The organism is Paenibacillus sp. 7516, assembly GCF_002272715.1.
Taxonomy (GTDB): Bacteria; Bacillota; Bacilli; order Paenibacillales; family Paenibacillaceae; genus Paenibacillus; species Paenibacillus illinoisensis_A.
The window spans coordinates 50,472-70,053 of the sequence record NZ_NPBI01000017.1 but is presented as its reverse complement, the minus strand read 5'-3'; the positions used below and the strand labels follow the sequence as shown (position 1 = coordinate 70,053).

The window sequence follows — 19,582 nt, the reverse complement described above, 5'->3', positions numbered from 1 at the left end:
TTCCTTGCCGACTGTTCCAAGGCCGGAATTAGAATATATCACATTTCATTGTAACTTGTAAAGTTTTTTCTCAAAATATTTTTTGAGTTTCCCGCGCCTCTTGCGGCCGGAAAAATAATATATCATGTTTAAGGATTGTTTGTAAAGTGTTTTTTTGAATCTTTTCGAATATCTACATCTGGAGATCGAATATAGTTCGTTATCTACTACTCAATTTATCTTTGTAAGTCCCTTCCCTCTCTACTTTATGAAAAAACAAACAACCAACTAATCAAGCCGGTCGTCAATATCAATTATTCTATTATAAGGCTCACTACAAACTACAATTAAAGAAAGCATAACCACACCCTACCCCCGTTGCTCACACAAGTTAAGTCACTCGTTCACCACTGATGACATGCCAATGTAGATGCTTTGAATCCTGATAACTACCGAGGTTGGTCACAATTTTGGAAGCACCCGTACGCTCCACCATATCCGCAGCGATCTCTCTAATGACCCGCATGATTTCAAGTATCAGCTCATCGTCATTCGTTTCTTCTTCTGAGATGAAGGATGAAATGTGGATCTTGGGAATAACCACAATATGATGTTCATAAAAAGGCCGGGTATGGTGATAGGCCAGCACGTTATCCGTCTCCATAACAATTTCAACTTCCGTCTTACCACTGAGAACTTCCTCACAATAAAAGTCTTGTGTCAAATGGAACGATCCTTTCTTTAGTTGGATTTGATATAGCCTGCCTTTTTTAGTACATACTCTGTAAAGGGATTAATCTCTGGGACCGGTTGGCCCAGATCGAAGTATCGGAGTTCTAACCCCTCATCGTCCATAACCACTGGATTACCCTTGATTCCTGTAGCTTCATAAACAGCCGTCACATTGTATACTTCGTCTCCATGGGGATACTTATAATACATATCCTGACCCGAGAAAACGGTAATAAGCTTGTACGTCTCTGCCCTTAATCCCGCTTCCTCATACAATTCCCGTGCTGCCGCCTCTTCCAGCGACTCACCCGGTTCAAGCGAACCACCGAGCGTCCCCCAGTCGAGACTGTCTGTACGTCTTTGCAGCAACAGATGGCCCTCTTCGTTGAACACCAATACACAAGAACCTGCCATAATCAGCGGCCGCGAGCCAACCAGTTTTCGAAGTTCCATAATGTAGCCCATGAGTGCTCCCTCTTTTCCCTCAATGAATGTGCCCAGTCCATCCGTGTTGCTATGATTTGGTCAGGATTCCCTGATCTATGGAGTTTTGAATTAACTGCTGCACGTACGTCCACAATGTATCCGAAGCGTCTGCCATTTCACGATTTCTGTTGATGACTTGATCACTTGTAACGTTGTATTTTAGCCACGTATCTCCTTCATTCTGATAATTGTGAATCAGAGGCTGTAATCGATCGAGAGCCGAGGCAAATTGTGCCTCATTCGTTTCCTTTGACTCAAACTCTAGCCAGAGATTATGCATTTCTTCAGCCTGTTCCTTGGGCAGCATGCCGAACAACCGATGAGCCGCCTTGTTTTCACGATCAAATTTATCCGTGTACCCAGTTGTATCGTAAGCAAAGGTGTCTCCAGCATCGATTTCAACCAGATCATGAATAAGAAGCATCTTAATGACTTTCAGGATGTCCACCTCCTTATTCGCATGACTCTGTAAAACCAACGCCATCATGGCCAGATGCCATGAATGCTCCGCATCATTTTCACGTCTATCGCCATGGATAATTCTTGTTCTCCGTTCAATTGTTTTCAATTTATCAATCTCAATTAGAAATTGAATCTGATCCTGTAAAGATTCACTCATGATATATCCTCCTTTAAATACGAAACCAACTCTATTTTATAAGATCATACCAGTAAACCTCGCCACACCAATTTCAACCGCTATCATATGTAGTCTCAATTCATTACAAGTCCATAAGATGCTTCACCTTATCAAAATCAAGTTGATTAAGCTCACTAATCATACGCCCAATCCCTCCCGAACCACACTCAGGAAATAGTCGCGATGCTCCGGATGACAGGCAATCAGATAAGGCTCTGAACTCATACCTTCGAATAAATTGCCATCAAAATCCATAACCATGGCACCCGCTTCTTTTACCATCAGGATTCCTGAGTAAAGATCGTCCCCCTCTGAGTTGTAGAGCACAATACCATCGATATCTCCCTTGGCCAGCATACACCACTGCAGGGTAGGAGCCCATAATCTCATCACTCTCTTAAAACGTATATCCAGATGTTGTCGCAGCCGGACAGCATTCTCCTCATGCTGTACCTGATGCCCCTGTATCCAACCAATCGTTCCCTTTAGAAGATTCTCTTTCTTCTTAACTGTCAGTGGATTCAAGTTACAACTTGCCCCATTTCCCCGTGACGCCACAAATAAACGGTCTACCATCGGTTCATAAATAACCCCAAGAACAGGTTCTGAACGGTACATCAATGTAATGGAAACAGAAAATACGGGAAATCCAATGGCGAAATTATTAGTCCCATCTAACGGATCGATCATCCATAACCACTCGCTCTTCTGGCCGTTATGCCCCCGTTCTTCACTATGAATTTCATGCTCGGGAAAGGTATGGCTGATTGCATCACATATGATTCGCTCTGCTTCATGATCCACATCAGTTACAACGTCGCCGAACTTGTCCTTTTCCACTGCACAGGTGATCTGGTCAAAATGAACTCTGGCGATCTGACCCGCTTCACGAATGACGCTCTCTGCGATATCTTGTGCTAAACGAATGGTTTGTTCCATAAAGGTCCCTCCGCTTGGTTTACTTGATCAGTCTTTCTGGATTTCGGTCACTTCCAATGATCACTGGCAATACAACCTTCTATGGAATGGATTAATCTCCCCATTTGGGTGAGAGGTAAGAGCATCGTTTTTCAATTTCTTATGAGGTAAATGTTGATCCATTACAGCCCATCCCGACACTTCAAGTTGCATTTGTCTCCATCACATACTTATGAAGCAATTGTTGAATCTGTACATCATACTCTGCAAGCAAGCTTATATTCCTCTCAAACTGATCGCTCATAAACGTAAAAGGCGATTCAATCGCAGCTCCCGCATAATGCTGACCAATATAGAAATGCAACACAGCAACAAAATAGATTTGAGTTAGCAGGCGTAAATAGCCAAATTCAATAGAAGAGTGCTTGCGAACGTTTCCATATCCTTGAAGGAAGGCCTCAATCAAATCCAAGGAACCGCTAGACTCCTGAATAATATGATTCAGGCTAATCGTAAGTTCCATGAAAGCAGCATCCATCCCCATAAAATCAAAATCTAATACCCCTGTAATTTTACCCGATTCACCCAGTAGATTATAAATCAACAAATCATGATGAACGAGCTGTTGCGGCAGCACTTCTAGATCAGGATGGGAATTGTCGATCTCAGTAATCATTGCTTGATAAAACGTACACCGCTCTGCTGTTAATTCAAAAGGCAGATCCGCAAAAAAGGACTTCACCGAATCACGATTTGCGAGTGGGTGAATGTTGTACATTTTATGAAAGGATATGCCCGTATACGCGCCCTTCTTCATCGGAAACTCACTCATTCGAAACGAAAATTCCCCAACCAACCTGCCGAACTTCTCGGCTTTGTCCATGTCAGACAACTGTGGAAGCTTCCCCTCCAAAAAAGTAGTCATTGCCGCAAGCGAACCATCTCTCATGACCACATAATCCTTACCATTACATGTATGAAGGAAGATCGGGACTTCGAATGAAGCCTGTGCCTTATGTAGAAATGCTGTTACTTGAGATTCAAGCTCCAACCCATCAATCGTTTTGATGTGGCTGTTATAAATCCGTATAATAAACCTCTGTTTATTGATTTCAATGACTTTGGTTGTATTAGTCAAACCGAACGGAACGGCCTCCAAGGTATACTCCGCGTTTTTGAAGTAGTGCCTTATGATTTCATCAAAATTGCAGTTCATAGATTCTCGTCTCTTCATCATCCAGCAAATATCCTTTGCCAATGTAGGTCCAATCATTTTTCTCATAGTAACCTTGTAGATCCGTACACAAATAGAGTTTGACGTATCCCTTCAACTTCACCTGATTTACTGCGTGCATCTGTAATTGGCTGCCCAGGTTCTTGCCCAGGTTCTTGCCCCGGTATTCCGGAAAGACATGAAGACATGCAAACCAGGGAAAGAGATCCTGCCGGCTGTTCAGGTCGCTTCTTAGCAGAGCATATCCTCCGATAATGCTATCTCCATCCAACATTACATAAAACCTTGGAACATCACTGTTCGTATCCACTGAACGCTCCATGCAATCCCGGTAAAAATGATAACTTGTTTCCGTACCCCACTGCTTCCAAAAGTATTGAACAGCTGCCTGCAGCAAGTCTGGCTTTTGCCGGATATCCATAATCTCAAACATCTTTGCACCTTCTTTCTTTCCTTATGACCTTGAATATTTCTGTGGTAGAAGCTGCCCAATTGTTGTTTTGGTGTATCCTTCTTCTCCCTGCAAAATGACCTGTGTGCTCTGCCCATAATCACTGATCAATTCTCGGCAGATACCGCATGGTGAAACCACGTCCAATTGTGGATCAGCATTTTCCGTGGGATCATCCGGATTGATTTCCGGATGCCGTACAGCAACGATGGTCGCTAATTCGTGTTCACCTTCCGAAATGGCTTTGCCAATCGCAATGGCTTCCGCACACACCGAGACACGACCAATGTAAGCTTCCAGATGTACCGCGGTATATATCTTTCCGGATTGAGTTCGCACTGCGGCACCAATGTGATGTTTGCCTTCGCAGTATAGATGCTTGATGATGTTCTTGGCTTCCTGAATTAATTCCAAATCTTCTGTCGTGATTGTCATGATGTCTCTCCTTTAAAAAACTATTGATACTTGAAATGTTCAAATCCGTAATTGCAATTCGTAGAATTATTGAATCGTTTATTTCTTATAGCTGTGGATCTCTCTCAACATATCATCCGCATATTCCAACAGCAGCGACTCACTGAGATTCAGGTTCTCCAGCTCTCCATTATATTTTGCAAGGCTTTGCGAGATAACGGTCTTATACTTCGGAGGAAGCCCATCCAGAGCCCACTCTCCGGCTTCTCGCTTGGAATAGATCACTGAATCTCTCATATATAGCAAAACACGCGACAAGTTCAATACATAGTAGACAGGGTTATCTACGATTTCTTCCGAAGCTGAAGCCACGTCTGACGTAATGGATGCAAGCATATACTCACGTTTCACAGGATGGAAGAGCTCCTTAATAGGTGTCCCATGCAAGACAATTCCCCTGTCATAGATGACCGCGATGTGTGCGACAAGATCCGGATCATCGAACCCTCCGCAGAGATAGTGCTCATCCGTTCGATACTTTTCCCGGTGATAGCGGAGTAATGAAATTCAAACGGAGTTGGATATGCCAGGTTCGCGGTTGTGGATTCCAGTACAATACTGAGCTCAAAACCTTTTGTCATGTGCATCTCGTCTTCCATATGCATTAGCTTCTGTGCAATTCTTCGATATAGATCAGCAGATCGTTTATCCCGGCAGACCACCAAGATATCGATATCGCTCTGGTTCGGATGAAAGCACCCCATGGCCATGGAACCGTGCAAATAGATGCCAACGAGCGAATCCGTTAATTCTTCTTTTAAAATACGAGTAACGTCCTGCAAAACAATTCGTTCATCCAAGGAAAAACCTCCTTTCAGGTACGCTGTTAAATATCCAATTCAATGTTCATCTCACGCACAAAAACAGCCGTCCCTTTAATTCTCACATCCATACCCTGTCCTTCCCGGGTCACGCTCACTTCAACTTTTCCATCTCTTCCGATCTCATGTCCCTGCTCCACGACGAACTTGACCTGATCTGCTTCACGGTTCACATAGGTTAAATAGTAGGCACCCATCACCCCGGAGGCCGTTCCTGTTACAGGATCTTCCGTGGTACCTGAGAAAGGGGAAGAAAAATGTCTGGCATGCATCATTGCCTCGGAGTCACGCGTTTCGAAGCTAAACGGATGCAAGGAAGCCTTGGGGTTTTCAAGCAAAACCTCAGGAAACTCAGCAGAATTCGGTTTCATCATGGAAAAGGAATCCAGTTTGCGAATGGGGATCAACAACGTCCAGGTTCCTGTGCTTCCATACACGATAGGCATGGATAGATCCAGATCATCGGAGGTTAGATTTACACTGCTTGCCAGCTTACCGATATCACCTCTGAACGGCACAAACTGAGGTTGATCCTGCTTCATCTCCATGTTGATCGTGTCACCATCCTGCTCAAACCGTATAGGTAATAGGCCTACATTGGTCTCGATCGTGATTGACTCCTGGTCCCCCAGTAATCCACGTGTCTTCAAACCAAACAGCGATGCCATCGTCGCATGACCGCACAGATTAATTTCATGACCCGGCGTAAAATAACGTAATCTCACATCGGCTGTCCTGGAGTTAAGCACAAACACCGTTTCATTAAAACCAACCTTATGCGCAATCTGCTGCATGACCGTCTCACTTAGATCATCAGCATCAAAGACGACTCCTGCCGGATTACCTTTGCCCGGAACTGCTGAAAATGCATCATAATGGTAGACCTTAACCTCCATGTTTAAATCCCCCTTCTCCTAGGATCAATAAGACGCACATTCCCATATAGCTCTATTACATTTCGATCGATTACGATCCCGTCGCCGTCTTGGCAGGCATAGACTTCCGCACCGATTGTATCTGCATAACTTCTGAGCGAATCGAGACTGTCTTCCTCTCCGTCCCAATGGGGTGCGAACTCGAAATCAACGAGTCCAAGCGTACGTTTGTCCTGAAGACCCACATGATTCTCGTCTGCATCCTTGCCATATCCAGCTATTTCAATGGTTGGTGTGGTTAGAATACTGCCTGCGCTGACTCCGATCAGCATACCGCCTTCCTGCACATAGGAACGCAATAAGTCCAGTACATTTCTTCTCTGTAATAAATGCAGAAAATAAAATGTATTTCCCCCGGATAAATGAATCGCATCAGCTTCCAAAATCTGCTCAAACGTGCGTGGGTCATATTCCTGGTCCAGATCATAATAATGAATGTTCTCTATACCCAGTTGATTATAGTAACGTACGGTATGCTCAAAATATTTCCGCTCCGTGTCGGAACAAGAAGGGATATAACCGGTCGAAGGCTTGTCGCGACCGAACAATTCCAATATCCTTTGATTCAATTCTTCATTGGTTTGAAAGGGTAGATCACTTAATAAAACCAACTTGGTCATGCTCTTCCTCCTTTACATATAAAGTCGAAATCCCGTTCTGCAACTGATGTTAGGCAAACCCTACTTCCTATCACCTTGATAAAGGGGAACATTGTTCCGTTAAAGGAACCCACTGCCGCAAAACCTCTTTGTTCGGCCTTTAAAAGTTCTTAATGGTGTACTTTCCCGCCTCACCAAGAAAATCTCTTCTTGATAGTCCTTTTTCTCCAAGCAACATCCTGTAGTTGGTTATCGTGCCATCATGTGAAATGATATAGGTGCTGCCCTCCTGATCCCTGCACCATTGGAGAAGCCCCTTAGCAAGTACTTCAAATTGATTTCCATTCATCCGGTTAACACCTTCATTCCAACACTCTAATCCAAAATCCAGTACGCTCAGCCCGGGGAACTGAGTATCAAGCTCCTCCTTGGAATAGATCTGATCACAGATGAAGGGAACGAACTCCGGATCCTGAGGAAACATTCTTGGACCTACAAGCGGACATATCGTAAGATGTTCTTCTGCGGTTATAAGAAGTGCTGTTTCAATGGTACGTCTCGTTGGACTCACCAAGAAAACGTCATGAGGATCAAGCTTCAACTGTTTACACAGCGTTGTCACCTGACTCTTTCCCCGTTCGGTGAGACCAGGGTGAAGCTCATTTAACCGGTTCGGGTAATCTATCAAATGTTCACCATGACCATGACGAATAAATGTAATCTCCATATCTCCCTCTATTTCTGAATGAAATGTTGGATGCTCTTCACATCACGCAGATTATGCAGTTCCTTTTTCAAAAATACCGGGTAGACCTCCATGTGCTCAAGCTCATCCAAGGAAAACCAACGGAACGTTAACTTTCCGTTATCCTCCAGCCCCTTGAATTCAATTTGACTATACAGCTTATGGGCTTCCGGTAAGGCGATGACATAATAGAATCCTATCTCGTGGAACATCTGGCCGTTGTAGTCGAAAAAATCTTCATTAACAAATGCAAGTCTCTGCACTTCAACATGGATGCCCAGTTCCTCCATCATTTCTCGCACGATAGCAGCTTCAGTCGCCTCATTCATTTCAACCCGTCCCCCGGGCAGATTCCAGAAATCATCCTGCCCCGCCTTATGCAGCAGAACTCGTCCTGCATCCATCACAATGCCTGCCACGCGGAAATTGAAATTATTGTTATTTCGCTCATATGAGATGTTATTGTTGTTGGGATTTGTCATTGCACAAGTAAACCTCCGTTATGTATTGATTAATCTCTAAACTCGCAACTCGTAAATCTTGCCCATATACAGAGCTTCATTCTCAACTTCGTAGACAAGCTCGAATAACGTCTTTTTCATTGGCTGTATCATTCTCCTCCCACACCTTTAAACGCCTCATTCAGAATGTTCTCCAGTTCGTTCTGACAAGCAGACAGATTATACTCCGAATTATCCAGCCAATATTTGTTCATCTTCAGTATCTGATAAATCTCGGTTTCGAGCTCCTTTCTTGCCTGAAGCACCTTCACGGTGCCTGAAACCCCATGATATCCTCTTGAAGCTCCCCAACCTTGGTTCGTGTAATACTGAATAAATCCTTCTGACCATTCCTTGGGTCTTTCCTTAACCGCTTTATCAAAGGTATGCGCAATATCCTTCTGATCAATATAGATTAATAGCGGATTCAATGCTTGAACGATGCGCTCCAGCTCCAGCACATAGTTGACATTATCTTCTCGGGATTGATTGCATTTCACAAGACCCATCGTTAATGGGTTCTGGATAAAACAACATTCAAAGATAATGACGGTATCCTCATTAGCTGCTAACACCCTTTCGGTGAAGCTTCGCCATTTAGAAGTGATCAGATCTTTATTTTGTTCAAAAGGCAATTCGTAAATATCGCGGCTGAAAATCTCCTGCACCGTATGGTCAGGAAACGCCTCTCCCAGTTCCTCTTTTATTTTGCGATAAGGAATCAGATAACCATTACGATAAGCTATGGCTCTACTCTTCAATACATCTCTGCATGCTTCATGAGCATCCAATAAATCTCCAAACTCATCTGCAGTGAAAAAGGCTACACCTTCATAATCAGCTGGGTGATTCAGATCCCCTTCCTGAAAAAGCTGTACTCGCAGCCCTCGCTGAATGAGGATGTTGGATATCATCTGGGCAATCGTGGATTTTCCTGAACCGGGTAACCCTTCAACAAGAATTAATTGTCTCGCCATAATTACATCACCTGAATTTCGTTTTAAATTTAATAGACTTTCGGTTTCATGACCTTATCTTAGTCATCCTCACAACAATTTCAGAACTTCTGTCAGATCCCTGCACATAAACTCCGGATGGATATTTGTTCGTAGATCACTGGAAGTATATCGTCGTCTTCATGCACAACCGTCCCATAGAAATCAAGAAAAATGGCCTTCATTCTGTTTCCTCCCCAATGTGTCAAAGATTCCAAAACCGTCCGGATCAAACTTCCTATGTATGTTACAATTACTCTTTGATACATCATAACCCATAATGTGGAATTTGCGAACGATTCAAGTATGCTATCTTTCATTAATTCTATTGAATAAAAAAACACGCCGCTCTGCATGACTGCCTCATGCAAAGGGCGTGGTATGATGATAAAACTTGCTATCTACTTTCATCACCGGAAAAGCATCCGGTAGTGCCTCGCGTGTAACCGAAACAAATCCATTTTTCTCGTAAAATCGATGTGCTGCCACAAACTGCTGTGTCGTTCCAAGGTAAATATCATGCACAGCCTTCTCCTTGGCCCACTGAAATGCCTGATACAGCAGACGACTCGAAACTTGAAGTTCCTTGCCTCTGTAATTTTTGGCTACAAACATCTTCCTGAGCGCAGCTTGCTCCTCTCCAATATCCAGCAGAGCGATCGTACCCACCACTTCTTCATCGTCAAGTGCGATCCAGAAGTTCCCGATTCCTTTTTGATAAAAGGTTTCGATCTCAAGCAAATCCGGCTGTTCCTCTCCGGTGATGGAAATCTGGTATTCCTGCTGCTGTATCTGCAAAATCAAACGGACCACCTGGGATTGATATTCGTCAGTGTACTCTTGTATATCGATAGTAAGGTTATTCATGATGTATTCTCCTTGGACGGTGTCTTTGAATTCATTGATCTTCTGTGGTTATTTCTGATCTAGTAACTGTTCGTCAAACCACACATCCTCAACGTCTTCTGCAATTAGAAATCGCCAACCTGGCCCGAGTCCCAGGTACTTCTTGATTTTGGGATCCCATTCATCCACGTGTGCTGTATGTAATGGTACGAAAAAGTCGTCTGCATCCGAATATTCCCCCGCCCAGCTGTACCATCCGGTTGTATCTCCAACAGGTTCCAAGCGCAATCCGTGAATGGGTTCGATCTTCTCTAGGACATTCGTAGCGATTCCAATCTTATGGTGCAGCTCACTTGGCATATATTCGGCATGATATTTACTGCACATCTGCATCTGTTCCTGGATAAACGATGTCGTCACAGTGAGGACCCTCCCTCGATAACGCCGTAATATTGCTTGTACTGGGCGATCCATTCCTCTTTGGAAAAGTCTACAAAGTCAAATGGCTCACACTGTCTGAGATATTGTATCTGCTTTTCTGCTTGCTGTCCTCCCAATTGCTCCAGATACGTTATCGTGTCCTCAAACCCGGCACCACACAGCAGTTGTACATCCACATAACTACCCGTATCCTGATTCTTTCTTTTGGCCTGCCAGATGAGCTGAGTGTCCTCTACATGACCGATTGCAAACAACATGACACATAAGATTCTAAGATAATCATTGTCCCTCGTACTTGAATTGTCGATCTCTTGTTGCAGCAGTGTACGAATGCGCTCCCTGTCCCGGGAGCCCGGCTCCAAGCCGAACTCCTGAAGAGCCTTTTCTTCATTCATATGCTTTCTCCTTGTCTACTTCAGGATCTTGTTTAATTCTTCCGCTTTTTTCTTGCTATCCATTCTAGCATAAAAATAAAAGGCAATTGTGTGCAGCACAATCGACAAAAGCCACATGCCAGGGAACCACGGTGCGATAAAGTGGAACATCTCCTCTGAGAACAACCACACACCCGCCGTACCTCCGAGAATGTTAATGGTAGACGAGATCACAATATTCCAGATCGGTTTCAACGTAAAGTAGTTCCACAGCGCATCGTATATGACTCCAAATACCACGGCTGCGATGAACGCAATTCCGGCGAGATTCCATAGATACCCCATCTGGATCGTCTGATCTTCGAAGAACAAGGTTATCAGCAGCGTGACCCATAGTGAAGTTATTGTAAATACCTGAAAAAACGAATGCTTGAGATTTGCGATCATAATAATTTCCCCCTGAAATTTTTGATATAGTACCGACTGACGTAGTAGCTGGATCCATCCTTAAGCTCAACCTGGATTCTGGCATGGTCTGTGGCGGCGAACGTCTTGATGTGTTTAACATTGATCATCGTTGAGTTGTTAATCTTCAGAAACTGGGACGAATCCATGTCTTCTTCCACATATTTAAGACGTTTACCAAGCAGATAGCTCTCTCCCGAAATCACACGTACATTGCACATTCGATCCTCGGACTCAATGGCAAGGACTGAGCTTGGCTGGATCTGGACATTGCGGTTATTCTTCGGATTGATGACGACCAGTTGTCTTTCCAAGTGGCTAATCGCTTTATCAATCTCCTCCCAACGCTGTTGTTCGGCCGGGTTGGTCACTACCTTGGCGAGACTTCGTTCCATGGATGCATCTGTTTCAAATGTCACTTTCACGTGTTGCCCTCCTCTCATCACTCATATTACAGGCAAAACAAAAACCAGCATACTGAATTGCGTTTTGTTGCAAGAAGTTGCAGGTTTGTTGCACATCAACAGACTATTGTATGTAGATCGGATAAATCACTCTTCTCTTTACCACTAAATAACGTTGTTATGTGAATTTACATCCATTGTTTATGTACCCTAAAGAATGCTGTATGGGGAATGCTCAGTATTCCCCATTGTATTCCACATAACTTGTTGGCTTGAATCGAGACACGTGATACGGCATATATACACTTTGAGAATGTGGTGACAAGCGTTCAACATAATCAATTGCAGCTTCTACCATCTCATCCGATGCAAAAACCGACTCATTCAGAAATCCACTCAATAACGCGGCATCCCCTTTATACTTCAGTATAAGGTAGCCATAACCCGGATCGGCGATCACCAGATCAACAATTTCCTCTTCCGCAGGTTCTCTTGATCCATCATAAAACCTAACGATAATATCCAGATTTCTATGAAATAAATCCACATTGCATGAAAATTTCTGATACTCAAATTTCAATTTACAGTCCCCTTACCCTTCACCCTCAATTTCAAAATACATCTCCTGATGTTGCAGAATCTCCTTATTTATACTCACGATCACTTCCTCAGCTTGAGCACGATATTGATTGAACAAGTCCTCAATTAATTGATACAGGTTGGGATCTTGCTGCAGATCTGTTGGCGTAACCTCACGCCACTGATCTCCGACTCTATTTTTATCTATAATCACACGCTCAATGTTGTTCAGCAGAGCAACCATCTCATTCTGGTTAAAAAAACGCATTCCATTTCGAATGCCGCTCCAGCTCTTCATCTCCATGATATTGTAAGCCGAGAACCAGTAAAACTCCGCCAGACTTTTCGTATGGTTATGATAGGAGTAGAACAAGAATAGCGCTTGTTGCCCTTCATTTAACTGGTGGTACATCTCTGTTTTGGCTGCAACATCTTTACCTCGAACTGAAATGAGCATCGGCTGGACACTGAACCAGCTAAGCTGCGATGAACCCAAGTCTGCGTGTTTGATTTTGGCTCGCATAACATTCTCCTCTCTTCTCTAACCTATTGATTAAGCACCGCGTTATTTCTTCCTTTCGACAAGCGTAATCTTCTGCTCAATAAACTTTATGTGACTATACGTTTGATACACTTCGTTTTGCGACAGGCCTTCCTTAATTAGGTCACCGGCGGAATTAAATGCCCTGACGTTCGTCCACATAAAATCCAGCGTTTGAGCTCTGTGATCCGCATCTGCCCGGTGTTCATACGACCATTGCACCCGATGTCTGATATGCTCAGGAACCCACTGTGATCTAAATTTCTTTAATTTTTTGTAGGAAATATACTTCTCGATTCTCTTCCCGCCTTTGGCCATACCATAGACTAATGAACGTTCATCCATACCATGACAGTATAAAATATATACCTTGGCTCCTGTCCGGAGTTGGTTGTCTTCGATAACATTGGCAATGACAGCATACATCCATGTGACCTCCCAGGATCATCTCTTGTACAGACTACAGACTTGGTTATCTATGATTCTGTTAATCCATTCTTTTATGAAAAACGAACTGGAGACCATGTGCTCCTATCCTGCGAATGCCCGTGTCACGAAACCCCTCCTTCAAATACAGGCTCTGGGCTGCAACATTCTGTTCATTTACAGCGAGGATGACTTCCTTCGTCCCTGGCTCAATCTGCTGAAGCAATGGACCAATGACCTGCATGGCAGCCCGTGCGTACCCTCTCCCCTGATGTTCCAACGTAATGGATAATGCTCTTATTAAGATTGCATTCGAATATTTCTTTCCTTCGGCGTATTCCGATTTTTTATGTAAAATAAAGAAGCCCACCGGTGTTTCCTCTTTTAAAATCACAATGGGAACCTTATCCGGGTTGGAGATGGCCTCCTCGATCACTTCTGCAGGCAATGCAGTAAAGGAGAACTGCTCTCCGGTCAGCGAAAAATTGGCCAATGCTTCATCATATCTCTCGTGATATTCGGTAAGGCGAATCAATTGGTGCATATGCAGTCACCTCATTTTTTATATAGAGCAACACTTTCCTAATGGATCTACTCTACTCTGCCATCCATACTCTTATGATACTTGTCGCGTTGTCGAATTTCATTTGATTATTTCTCTGATGGAAGTCCCATCCTTGGTTTATCGCATATTGAACGAGTTTGGAAATCAGCTTGGGCTCATAGAGTAAAATATCCCATGATTCTTCCCAAGGGACCACAAACTCTACGAAGGTAGATTTAAACGCATTCGAATATATACGGATAATTATATCGTAGGCTTGCTCATCCACAACATAGAGGAATAAAACCTCATTGACCGTCATTTTACGGACTTCTTTCTTATATACCTTCAACAAAGCACTCCCTAGCTTGAGGTTTTGGTGTGTAAATCTTCAAATACGTTCCATTCCGCAAACAATTGTTTTAGTCTTAGAGCAGTTGTATGAATGAAATGTTCTAGAACGTCCATAGATAAAATGCTCAAATCTTCCGCGGGCTCATGCGCAGGATTACTCAAGAAATCCACTTTCACTTTCCTGTACTGAACTACCTCTTGTTCAAGCAAACCACCCAAATCATAGGCCTTTCCTGCATTCAGTTTATTCAGCAGCTCATGAGCCCCAGAACGATTCCGCAAAATCATAAACTCCAGCTTCGTTACCTCCTGCGTATACCGCTTCCTGCCATCAGGATGTTCTTCATATGCAGGGTAGATATCAAAGGTCCACACACGGTCCGTATAAATATGGGCGATGTATCCGCACAAATACTGCCAGAATGCAGGATCAAGTTCCGCCTGCTGCCTATGGGACTCCCAAAACGTCCGAAGCTCTTCATCTGTTGCGAATCTGCCTTCTTCGATCATTAGATGTGTTTTTGCCTTCTCACTGCGCACATCACTTCTCACGTGAATTGAATCAGGAGCCAGACTTCCCAGCAAGAATTCCGGGGATGGATTAGAACGGATTTCAGATGCAACCGCAAAATGTACCATGGGCCAAGGCATAAGTATCACTCCATTTTGTTATTCGATTTTCCTTAACGCAGAATTCCCTGCTTCTCTTGAATCAAATCTATAATAGCCGGCTTCTGCACCTTATTAATCGTATCGATCTCGATTTCATCCAAACTTGTAAACGTTAATTGCAACGATTCGTTATTCTGGTCTTCAAAACATAGTGTTCGCCCATCCTCAGCTAGTTTTCCGTCTAAATTAACTCTGGCGTTAAACAGGAACATGACAAATACGACCTCATTGCCATCCGGATAGGTATACTTCATTCTCTCCCCCGTGTAGATGGAAGCCAGTTCATACGAAATCACATCCAGACCAGTCTCTTCCTTCACTTCTCTGATCATGGTTTCTTCGATACGCTCTCCGGGCTCCATACCCCCACCAGGCAATCCCCAGTCTCCATAATCAGATCTACGCTGCAGCAGAATTCTCCCACGATCATCTCTGATAATGGCCCCGCCTGTAACCACAATTCGACTTGTCATCTCCGTTGCTCCTTCACTCGTCAATTGAAAAAGAGATGAACACTCTAATCCTATATTCCAAAATGCACAATACACTTTCCATGTTCAGCAGCATGTACTGCCATACTGGCAAGCTTTTTTAATTCAGTTATCAAGTCAGATTTGTTATACACTAATTTCTCGTAGTACCCTTTCCTATCCCCAACATCAACACAGAAATTCCCTCTGAGTATGATTGAATCAGGTGCTGAACCGAATAGATCTATCCATGCATTCAAGATCTGATAAAGCCTCTGCAATACTTGTTGATCTTCAATCACTGTAATGCCGTAATTGTTCAGTCCCCTTGACTTCTCACCGGTGGATGGATTCGTGGTCTCTAACCATTGGAGTGAATCATGTATAAATGAAATGAAGTTGTCGTCCAGGTGGGCCTGGTTGTTTCGCGTGAGTCCGTTTTTATGTATTTTTCCGTTTCTATCCCATGAATAAGAAGTATAAACATCCTCATTTACATCCGATTTATTCTCAATAACAAAGTCATGAATCATCGGCATATATGCATCTCCCAACCTCTTCAATTTCATCTCTTAGCTTCCTATCCACCCATCATAACCCATGTTTTGGAAAATGCGAAGATCCATATGTCCGTAAACTTCTTGCCCTTTTCCAGATGTAATATGAAGTATCAATCCAATCAAAAACCCTATCCTGTCTGATGGTTCAGCAAGGTATAGCAAAAATGGATACGACCTCGTCGCATCCATGGATATTCTCATTTATTGGATTAGATAGTCTACCACAGGATATGAAATTACATTCCGATCTCTGTAGGTAGAAGTCACTGCTTCCTGATGTGTGCTGAGAATCCCATTTTGCAGCATAACGGGTCTGAATCCTCGCTCCATCGCTCCATTATAAGTGAATAGAACACACTCCTCTGCGGCAAAACCGGAAATGATCACGAGCTCAACACCATGACTTTTCAATATGGGCTCCAGCTCTGTCTGCCAGAATGCATTGGAACTTTCTTTGGTAACGGTGAGATCCTTCTCATCGACATTCACCTCGGAAATAATCCGATATTCCTCCGGAGAAGATCCTTCCATACCTTCGACATCTTGCACATGGACCACCACATGATCACTCGAACGAAGCACATCTGCAACATGGTTGATATACTCACAAGCGTGGTCTATACCTTTTTGTTCCACTCGACCTCGCACAATACTCTCTTGCATATCCACGATTAGAAAACCTATTTTCATCCGAACACTCCTTGAAATTTTGATTTACTGCCTTATTGGTGCTTCTAAATGAAGAATGCTCCCAATATATGTATTCAATTATTGTAGGCGGGACTCCTCTATATCTGCTGCAACTTATTGTTATGCTGAGGCTATGACTTTCTTTTTCAGCATCATAATTTGCCCAATATGATACGCATTGTGAATGCTCACATTAGATATGACGTTCCACCACGGAGCATTGAAATAAGAAGGGATGGTCAGTGCCAGTTTTGCATCATCACTTTCTTGTACGGCCTGAATCCATTGAACAAACGTAGATCCGACTCGTTCAATACTCTTCTGCCACTCCTCTTCGCTAACGCGGGAAGGGTCCACATAGAACGTTTCATCATTGTTTATATGATGATCCATTCTTACTTCACCTTGGATAAAACGATCCAACCATCTCTCATTCCAGAATATCAGATGATGCACCAGCCTCCAGATGGATTGACCTTCATCATTCGTCCATGCAGCCTGAGAAGCGGTTACATCTCGTAACATCTCATCCAGCGGTATAAACCAGCTCTTATCATGATGACAGGCAGCCAGTTGGTCCAGCAATACCAATTTGAAACTCATGATTAACTCTCCTCCTAGTTCCAAAACGTCTCTACAAAATCGTTTAAATACCTTTCCTCATTATCCTTGCCCCACTTCTCCCAGCGAAATAAATCCGTATAATTGGCCCCTTCCAAGTTCGATTCCTGAATTATTGATTCGTAAAGATACTCAGGAACTTCGTCGTAATATCCAAACTCAATCACATTAATATCCATTACTACATTAAATTCGTGACTTTGTTTGCTGAAACTCAACCAAGATTTCAAAGGGATTTCTGCTTCAATTACGTTTTTTCCATCTTCGGAATTAACATTAATATTACGTGCTCTAAGTAAAGTTAATACTGACAAGTGATCCGAAATCTCACATTTCATTGTCGTCACGGACACTCTCATTATAGGCTCGAGAAGTATAGGGTTTGCTCGTTCAAAGCCATCACGGAATGCCAAAGCCGCAGCAATTTTAAACGACATTCCTTTAGAATCGAATGAATGAAACGATCCATCCAACAGTGTTACTTTTACATCTACCACCGGAAAATGGCCAAGTATACCTCTAACCATCATTTCTTCGATTCCGTTCCTGATAGAAGGAATATACTCATGAGGAATTACATGATTATGGACAATATCATTTGTGAACTCGAAACCGCCATCTCTGGATTTGGGTTCAAGCTTAATCCAACAATGACCATATTGATGAATCCCTCCCGAGTGTCTTATGTACCTTCCTTCGGATTGAGCTGTTTCTTGTATCGATGTCTTGTAAAGAACTTGCGGTTCTAAAGCGTCTATTTCCAAATCGTATTCGTCTCTAAAACGTGATATCAATTCATGGAGATCTTTCTCGCCCTTGCCAGCAATAATGATCTCCTTCCGAGTATCGCGGGTGTATACCACAAAATTCAAACCTTCTTCTGCAAACTTTTTCAAAGCCAGCAATATTTCCTTAGCCTCTTCTTTTGATTTTAGTTGCTGAATGGTGACCGTCATATATAGATCAGACAGATTGATTGCACACATCTGAATCACTTCCTTCAATAATCCTTGAACAGCTCGTCCAGCATGCGATGGCGATTCTCCAAAAAGCTTCGCGTGATCTGATAATGCTCCGTATCTTCATAAGCCATTTTCTGAATGCAGCTATCATCAAAATTCAATATATCAGCGTCGGGATAGCCCAGCAATATGGGGGAATGGGTTGCAATAATGAATTGGGATGTCCCGGAAAGGTCATGAAGAATGCGCAGCAAGGATAGCTGTCTGGCAGGAGACAGTGCGGCTTCGGGCTCATCCAGCAGGTAGATGCCTTTCGATCTGAAGCGGTTCACAAACAGATTAAGAAAGGACTCTCCATGAGATTGCTCATGCAGCGAACGCCCGCCATAGTATTCAAGAGAACCCATCTCATCGACATGTGAGGCAAATTGATAGAAGGATTCAGATCGCATAAAAAAACCATTCGTAATCTTTGGCATCCAGGCGAGTCGCAGATAATCCCCTAATGAAGATTCCGAAGCATGCATCTCAAAGACGTTATTCCTACCGCCTCCGGCTGCATTGAATCCACATTGATGAGCGATTCCCTCCAGCAGAGTGGATTTGCCAGATCCATTTTCACCGACAAAAAAAGTAATATTATTACTGAATTCCAACCGCTTCAAGGATTCTATGGCTGGGATATCAAACGGATACTTCTTGCGATTCTCGACCTTATCCATCATGAGCTCCACACTTCTAAGATACATAGGCACACTCCTATTCTTGTAAGATTTGGCTCCATCTACCTGAACGTGATCAACAACGGGTTAGGCTCACTGCACCTTAAATGGTGATTATGGCTCCTTTTTTATCCAATACGGCAGGCTCCTTTTCGTTTACACATTCCCTATATTAAACGACGAACAGATGGATGACAAAAATTATGGTTGACGGTGACAGATCAGGTTCTATATTATGTACGAAGAACGTTCTGCATAAAATATATAATGAATTGGCGTGTTACCACCCCAGAGGGCATGAGCCAAGAAGCGAACCTGAGACTATATTCGCTTCTTGGCTCTTTTTGCGTTCCGGAGGTCTGAAATGAAAGCGTTAACTTTAGAAACAAGGAGGCGGTGAAC

The 19,582-nt window shown here is 43.2% G+C and carries 31 protein-coding genes; all 31 read right to left on the bottom strand.

The genetic code is table 11. From position 1 onward, the window contains the following. Positions 1-370: 370 nt before the first annotated feature. The 31 genes from CHI14_RS15760 to CHI14_RS15610 all read right to left on the bottom strand — a co-directional run bounded on the left by CHI14_RS15760 (position 371) and on the right by CHI14_RS15610 (position 19,207). Entirely contained in the window at positions 371-703 is a 333-nt protein-coding gene (locus CHI14_RS15760) for an HIT family protein (RefSeq protein WP_095289457.1), read from the bottom strand. 17 nt (positions 704-720) lie between these two features. After that, entirely contained in the window at positions 721-1,176 is a 456-nt protein-coding gene (locus tag CHI14_RS15755; RefSeq protein ID WP_095289456.1) for an NUDIX hydrolase, read from the bottom strand. Positions 1,177-1,225: 49 nt separating this feature from the next. After that, entirely contained in the window at positions 1,226-1,816 is a 591-nt protein-coding gene (locus CHI14_RS15750) for an HD domain-containing protein (protein ID WP_095289455.1), read from the bottom strand. Positions 1,817-1,975: 159 nt separating this feature from the next. After that, positions 1,976-2,776, bottom strand: coding sequence for an inositol monophosphatase family protein (locus tag CHI14_RS15745; protein ID WP_095289454.1), 801 nt, complete (start codon positions 2,774-2,776; stop codon positions 1,976-1,978). Between the two features lie 181 nt (positions 2,777-2,957). Continuing rightward, positions 2,958-3,992, bottom strand: coding sequence for a phosphotransferase enzyme family protein (locus CHI14_RS15740; protein WP_170948156.1), 1,035 nt, complete (start codon positions 3,990-3,992; stop codon positions 2,958-2,960). Further along, on the bottom strand, positions 3,955-4,422 hold the full coding sequence (locus CHI14_RS15735; RefSeq protein ID WP_095289452.1) for a GNAT family N-acetyltransferase: 468 nt from the start codon (positions 4,420-4,422) through the stop codon (positions 3,955-3,957). The genes CHI14_RS15740 and CHI14_RS15735 overlap by 38 nt, the downstream gene beginning before the upstream one ends. 21 nt (positions 4,423-4,443) lie before the next feature. Then, positions 4,444-4,875 carry a cytidine deaminase gene (locus CHI14_RS15730; protein WP_095289451.1) on the bottom strand — a complete coding sequence of 144 codons (432 nt, stop codon included), beginning with the start codon at positions 4,873-4,875 and terminating at the stop codon, positions 4,444-4,446. A gap of 78 nt (positions 4,876-4,953) precedes the next feature. Beyond that, the gene (locus tag CHI14_RS30490; RefSeq protein WP_249281138.1) at positions 4,954-5,265 is read right to left on the bottom strand and encodes an aminoglycoside adenylyltransferase domain-containing protein; all 312 of its coding nucleotides are present in this window, start codon (positions 5,263-5,265) and stop codon (positions 4,954-4,956) included. Further along, the gene (locus CHI14_RS30485) at positions 5,262-5,714 is read right to left on the bottom strand and encodes a nucleotidyltransferase domain-containing protein (RefSeq protein ID WP_249281137.1); all 453 of its coding nucleotides are present in this window, start codon (positions 5,712-5,714) and stop codon (positions 5,262-5,264) included. The genes CHI14_RS30490 and CHI14_RS30485 overlap by 4 nt, the downstream gene beginning before the upstream one ends. A gap of 26 nt (positions 5,715-5,740) precedes the next feature. Beyond that, positions 5,741-6,631 (bottom strand): PhzF family phenazine biosynthesis isomerase, encoded by an 891-nt coding sequence (locus CHI14_RS15720; RefSeq protein ID WP_095289450.1) that lies wholly within the window; start codon positions 6,629-6,631, stop codon positions 5,741-5,743. 2 nt (positions 6,632-6,633) lie between these two features. Further along, positions 6,634-7,290: a Type 1 glutamine amidotransferase-like domain-containing protein gene (locus CHI14_RS15715; protein WP_095289449.1), complete on the bottom strand. Its 657-nt coding sequence runs from the start codon at positions 7,288-7,290 to the stop codon at positions 6,634-6,636. 139 nt (positions 7,291-7,429) lie between these two features. Next, a complete protein-coding gene (locus CHI14_RS15710; RefSeq protein ID WP_095289448.1) occupies positions 7,430-7,996 on the bottom strand; it encodes a histidine phosphatase family protein in 567 nt (188 codons plus the stop codon). A gap of 8 nt (positions 7,997-8,004) precedes the next feature. Beyond that, positions 8,005-8,496, bottom strand: coding sequence for an NUDIX hydrolase (locus CHI14_RS15705; RefSeq protein ID WP_095289447.1), 492 nt, complete (start codon positions 8,494-8,496; stop codon positions 8,005-8,007). A gap of 128 nt (positions 8,497-8,624) precedes the next feature. Further along, entirely contained in the window at positions 8,625-9,491 is an 867-nt protein-coding gene (locus tag CHI14_RS15700; RefSeq protein ID WP_095289446.1) for an adenylyl-sulfate kinase, read from the bottom strand. Between the two features lie 381 nt (positions 9,492-9,872). Beyond that, a complete protein-coding gene (locus tag CHI14_RS15690) occupies positions 9,873-10,376 on the bottom strand; it encodes a GNAT family N-acetyltransferase (protein ID WP_095289445.1) in 504 nt (167 codons plus the stop codon). Between the two features lie 48 nt (positions 10,377-10,424). Next, positions 10,425-10,775, bottom strand: a complete 351-nt coding sequence (locus CHI14_RS15685; RefSeq protein WP_249281136.1) for an immunity protein Imm33 domain-containing protein — start codon at positions 10,773-10,775, stop codon at positions 10,425-10,427. Beyond that, a complete protein-coding gene (locus CHI14_RS15680; RefSeq protein WP_095289444.1) occupies positions 10,772-11,191 on the bottom strand; it encodes a hypothetical protein in 420 nt (139 codons plus the stop codon). The genes CHI14_RS15685 and CHI14_RS15680 overlap by 4 nt, the downstream gene beginning before the upstream one ends. Positions 11,192-11,206: 15 nt before the next feature. Then, positions 11,207-11,617, bottom strand: a complete 411-nt coding sequence (locus CHI14_RS15675; protein ID WP_095289443.1) for a hypothetical protein — start codon at positions 11,615-11,617, stop codon at positions 11,207-11,209. Continuing rightward, the gene (locus CHI14_RS15670; protein WP_170948155.1) at positions 11,614-12,060 is read right to left on the bottom strand and encodes a LytTR family DNA-binding domain-containing protein; all 447 of its coding nucleotides are present in this window, start codon (positions 12,058-12,060) and stop codon (positions 11,614-11,616) included. Before CHI14_RS15670 ends, CHI14_RS15675 begins: the two co-directional genes overlap by 4 nt. Positions 12,061-12,274: 214 nt before the next feature. Beyond that, positions 12,275-12,586 (bottom strand): hypothetical protein, encoded by a 312-nt coding sequence (locus tag CHI14_RS15665; RefSeq protein WP_170948154.1) that lies wholly within the window; start codon positions 12,584-12,586, stop codon positions 12,275-12,277. 45 nt (positions 12,587-12,631) lie between these two features. Next, the gene (locus tag CHI14_RS15660) at positions 12,632-13,141 is read right to left on the bottom strand and encodes a hypothetical protein (RefSeq protein WP_095289440.1); all 510 of its coding nucleotides are present in this window, start codon (positions 13,139-13,141) and stop codon (positions 12,632-12,634) included. A gap of 42 nt (positions 13,142-13,183) precedes the next feature. Next, entirely contained in the window at positions 13,184-13,585 is a 402-nt protein-coding gene (locus CHI14_RS15655; RefSeq protein ID WP_095289439.1) for a hypothetical protein, read from the bottom strand. 61 nt (positions 13,586-13,646) lie between these two features. Then, entirely contained in the window at positions 13,647-14,129 is a 483-nt protein-coding gene (locus CHI14_RS15650; RefSeq protein WP_095289438.1) for a GNAT family N-acetyltransferase, read from the bottom strand. A gap of 52 nt (positions 14,130-14,181) precedes the next feature. Then, positions 14,182-14,481, bottom strand: a complete 300-nt coding sequence (locus CHI14_RS15645) for a hypothetical protein (protein ID WP_095289437.1) — start codon at positions 14,479-14,481, stop codon at positions 14,182-14,184. Positions 14,482-14,492: 11 nt separating this feature from the next. Then, positions 14,493-15,134 (bottom strand): hypothetical protein, encoded by a 642-nt coding sequence (locus CHI14_RS15640; RefSeq protein WP_095289436.1) that lies wholly within the window; start codon positions 15,132-15,134, stop codon positions 14,493-14,495. A gap of 32 nt (positions 15,135-15,166) precedes the next feature. Next, entirely contained in the window at positions 15,167-15,628 is a 462-nt protein-coding gene (locus CHI14_RS15635; RefSeq protein WP_095289435.1) for an NUDIX domain-containing protein, read from the bottom strand. A gap of 50 nt (positions 15,629-15,678) precedes the next feature. Then, positions 15,679-16,194 (bottom strand): hypothetical protein, encoded by a 516-nt coding sequence (locus tag CHI14_RS15630; protein WP_095289434.1) that lies wholly within the window; start codon positions 16,192-16,194, stop codon positions 15,679-15,681. A gap of 192 nt (positions 16,195-16,386) precedes the next feature. Continuing rightward, a complete protein-coding gene (locus CHI14_RS15625) occupies positions 16,387-16,875 on the bottom strand; it encodes a cysteine hydrolase family protein (protein WP_095289433.1) in 489 nt (162 codons plus the stop codon). Between the two features lie 120 nt (positions 16,876-16,995). Continuing rightward, on the bottom strand, positions 16,996-17,478 hold the full coding sequence (locus CHI14_RS15620) for a DinB family protein (protein WP_095289432.1): 483 nt from the start codon (positions 17,476-17,478) through the stop codon (positions 16,996-16,998). A 14-nt stretch (positions 17,479-17,492) separates the two neighbouring features. Further along, on the bottom strand, positions 17,493-18,452 hold the full coding sequence (locus CHI14_RS15615; protein ID WP_212676999.1) for a translation factor GTPase family protein: 960 nt from the start codon (positions 18,450-18,452) through the stop codon (positions 17,493-17,495). Positions 18,453-18,496: 44 nt separating this feature from the next. Beyond that, a complete protein-coding gene (locus CHI14_RS15610) occupies positions 18,497-19,207 on the bottom strand; it encodes an AAA family ATPase (RefSeq protein ID WP_095289430.1) in 711 nt (236 codons plus the stop codon). Positions 19,208-19,582: the final 375 nt, after the last annotated feature.